Consider the following 3,775-nt stretch of genomic DNA (forward strand, 5'->3'; position numbering starts at 1 on the left):
TTGTGGGGAGGGTAGGGAGAAAGATAAAGTAGGAGGAATAATTGTACCTTGATTTTTCTCTGTTTGTCTGCCCAAAGTCCTAACTTTTCGACCATGAAGAGCTCAAACAAGCGCACTTTTTTCGACCAAAAGAAGGCATTTACCTTGATCTGTAAATGCTTTGAGATTTAATCAGCAAACCCTAATTATTACAACCAGAAAAAGGAAGGAAAATTAAAAATTTTTGGGAAGTTTAAACTAAAAATTCTCATTCCCTTCTATTAACACTAAAAATTGATACTCATATCCACGCAGATTAGAATCTAATTGCAAAGTGTATACCCCACTCAGAGAAATAACACCTCTCCACTCACTTTCACTACCTTCAACATTGGGTTCTCTTGCCATAAGTTGGCTATCAGGACTAATAATTGCCGGAAAAACATCCCCAAAATTTCTGATAGTCAGAGTCTGACCCTGAATCATCCTGACCCGGTAGTTATGACTACCAGCACCAATAATCTCCCCTTTAACAATAGCTGTGTCGCTTTCTGAGGAAAAAGTAATAGTCTTATCTACTTTTGCACAACTACTACGAGTTCTATTCTTGGCAACCCAACCTGTAACAGGATTAGTAATTTGTAGCCAACCAGATTTTTCATCTGCCACAGAAACAAAGGTATTATTGTTAAGTTGACCAACTATATTACCTTCTTGAACTTCTGGAGTGCTGCGAACATTCAGAGGTGCTTCAGGATCATCTACTATAGCCATAACTATTTTGCATCCTGATGTTGGTGGTGTAACTACAACTAGACTAGATTTTTGACTAACTAAATCTGAGGAATTGAGAGTTGAAGATAAAGACTTTAAAGGAAAACTATTCATATTAGAAAATCCTGGAGGTGGTAAAACTACAACTGTGCTGGAATTAGCAAGAAGAGAGGTAATTATTAATTGTTAATTGCTGAACAATTCCAATCTTATTAGACCTTTCGACATGGCAAAATCACAATCAGGAAATTTCGGATTTGTTAGTCGAGCAACTTAGTTAGTTAGGCGTTGCTGAACCAAGGGATGAATCTTTGTAGAAAAGGTAAATTCCATCTTTTACTTCCTATTTCTCTATCTAAAACTATAATTCCACAACGTAAATATGCAACGTCTCCTAAACTTCCCACACTCCCAACACTCCCAACACTCCCCACACCCCCCACATCAACTCATCCCGCACTCTATGCAACCTCGTCGAGCAACTTAAGTTTAAAGACAATCTTTTTCTAACTTCGTTAATGGAGATTTAAACTAAAAATTCTCATTCCCTTCTATTAACACTAAAAATTCATACTCATATCCACGCAGATTAGAATCTAATTGTAAAGTGTATACCCCACTCAGAGAAATAATACCTGTCCACTCACTTTCATTACCTTCAACATTGGGTTCTCTTGCCATAAGTTGGCCATCAGGACTAATAATTGCCGGAAAAACATCCCCAAAATTTTTGATAGTCAGAGTCTGACCCTGAATCATCCTGACCCGGTAGTTATGACTGCCAGTACCAATAATCTCACCTCTAACAATAGCTGTGTCGCTCTCTGGGGAAAAAGTAATAGTCTTATCTACTCTTGGACAGGTGCTACGAGTTCGGTTCTTGGCAACCCAACCTGTAACAGGATTAGTAATTTGTAGCCAACCAGATTTTTCATCTGCCACAGAAACAAAGGTATTATTGTTAAGTTGACCAACTATATTACCTTCTTTAACTTCTGGAGTGCTACGAACATTCAAAGGTGCTTCAGGATCGTCTACTATGGCCATATTAATTTTACACCCCGATGTTGGTGGTGTAATTATAACTGGACTAGATTTTTGACTAACTAAATCTGAGGAGTTAAGAGTTGAAGATGAGGACTTTTGTCGATCGGAAACTAGGTTGCTATCCAACGTTTGTGTCTGGAAATAATTATTAGCAAATTGTGACGAATCAGACTGAATTGTGAAATAAGCTATAGAAGTGGCACTCGCAAGTCCAGCTATTCCTGTAATGATTAGTTGTCCCATATTCAATGACATAATTTTTACCTCCCGATCAACTTGATTATATGTTCACTTTTTTAGTCAATTTTAATTTTAATCATCAGCATAACTGTTAACTATTAAAGCAAATATATACCGTGAATATTTTAACCATATAATAGCTAACTAAACCATGTAAAAATAGAGTTATATAAAGGTGCAAAGAAATCGCGATAAACTATTAAATACAGTTAAGAGAGAAGTTTTACAACTGCGATTGCAGTCTCTACACCATCCAGTGATAGTTAATCTTGTCCGTCAGCAACCACCCCAACAATTAAAACGTTCTTGGGATATAGAAATAAAAGTAGGAAAGCGCCCTATTGTTCAACTCCCTGCTCAAGTGAATATTATGCAAGTTTTTGACCGCATGAAAGGAAAATTACTCTTATTAGGAAATCCTGGAGGTGGCAAAACTACAACTTTACTGGAATTAGCTAGAAGGCTTGTGATTAGGACGGAAAAAGAGCAAAACTTACCAATTCCAGTATTATTAGACCTTTCGACATGGAAAAATAACAATCAGGGAATTTCGGATTGGTTAGTCGATCAACTTAGGTTTAAATACAATATTCCCAAGAAAGTTACTAGGAACTGGTTAGAAAATCAGCAATTATTACCTTTAATAGATGGCTTCGATCGAGTATCCCCAGAATTATCTGAGGATTGCTTAGAAGGTATTAATAAATTTTCAGTAGATTTTCAACCAAAACACTTAGTTATTTGTAGTAGTTTTGCAGCTTATAAAAATTGTCAGAATAAGTTGAGAGTGAATGCTGCTGTTTTGTTACAAGCTTTAAAAAACAGCCAGATTCAAGATTATTTATTGGTGGCTAGAAGTCGAGAACTTTGGAATTATATTCAGGAGGAACCAGAGTTATTAAACTTAGCTAAAACACCATTAATGTTAAGCATGATGACTTTAGCTTATGAGGAAATTTTAATTGCTGCTTGGAGAAGAATTACTTCTAAACAGGGAAAAGAAAAATACTTATTAAATGCTTATATTCGTTCTCAATTAGGGGGAGAAACTAACTATAAATGGTATTCTAGGGGTCAAGAACCACTACCAGAACAAACAAGACGGTGGTTGGCATGGTTAGCACAACGAATGGCAGCAGAAAATATTCAGGAATTTAGAATAGAAAAACTACAGTCAACTTGGTTAGATTCTCATGGCGAGTTACAGACATATCAATTAATTGTTAATTTGATTAGTGTATTATTTTGGGGGTTTACTTTTGGATTTATTTTGACATTACGTTGGGAATTAAAGGCAGGGTTAATTATTGGTGCTATTGGTGGGTTAATTGGTGGGTTAATTGGTTTGCCCGGACTGAAAAATTTAGTGCTGCGAATTGTTTTATTTAGTAATGGTCATATTCCCTGGAATTATCGTCGTTTTCTGAATTATTCTGCTAGTCGATTATTGTTAAAAAGAATAGGCGATCGCTATCAATTTATTCATCATTTATTGTATAAACATTTTACTGAAATGTAGTGGGAAGGCAGAAGGCAGAAGGGAAAAAAAGGCGCTTATGGCAGAATTTTTTTGACATTATATTACTCGATCGTATAATTAACTGGGAGTAATTATAGTTGTAATTCCAGCTTGATTAAATACCTGTTCAGCAGTTAATTCTAATCCTTCAAATAAAGAATCTACAAGTAGAGTATCTCCCATATAAATTTGTGGCGGTGCATCTGGATAAAAAAC

General features: G+C 35.8%; 3 protein-coding genes. 1 reads left to right on the plus strand and 2 read right to left on the minus strand.

Features of this window, described 5'->3' with window-relative positions; genetic code table 11:
* Positions 1-237: 237 nt before the first annotated feature.
* Together F6K22_RS29040 and F6K22_RS29045 are read right to left on the minus strand one after the other, a co-directional pair.
* Complete coding sequence (locus tag F6K22_RS29040; protein ID WP_293106096.1) at positions 238-867, minus strand: SH3 domain-containing protein; 630 nt, start codon at positions 865-867, stop codon at positions 238-240.
* Between the two features lie 417 nt (positions 868-1,284).
* A complete protein-coding gene (locus tag F6K22_RS29045; protein WP_293106099.1) occupies positions 1,285-2,055 on the minus strand; it encodes an SH3 domain-containing protein in 771 nt (256 codons plus the stop codon).
* Between the two features lie 160 nt (positions 2,056-2,215).
* Between F6K22_RS29045 and F6K22_RS29050 the strand changes: the two genes are divergently transcribed.
* Positions 2,216-3,559, plus strand: coding sequence for an NACHT domain-containing protein (locus F6K22_RS29050; RefSeq protein ID WP_293106101.1), 1,344 nt, complete (start codon positions 2,216-2,218; stop codon positions 3,557-3,559).
* The last annotated feature ends 216 nt before the right edge of the window (positions 3,560-3,775 follow it).

It is taken from the genome of Okeania sp. SIO2F4 (assembly GCF_010672385.1).
Classification (GTDB): Bacteria; Cyanobacteriota; Cyanobacteriia; order Cyanobacteriales; family Microcoleaceae; genus Trichodesmium.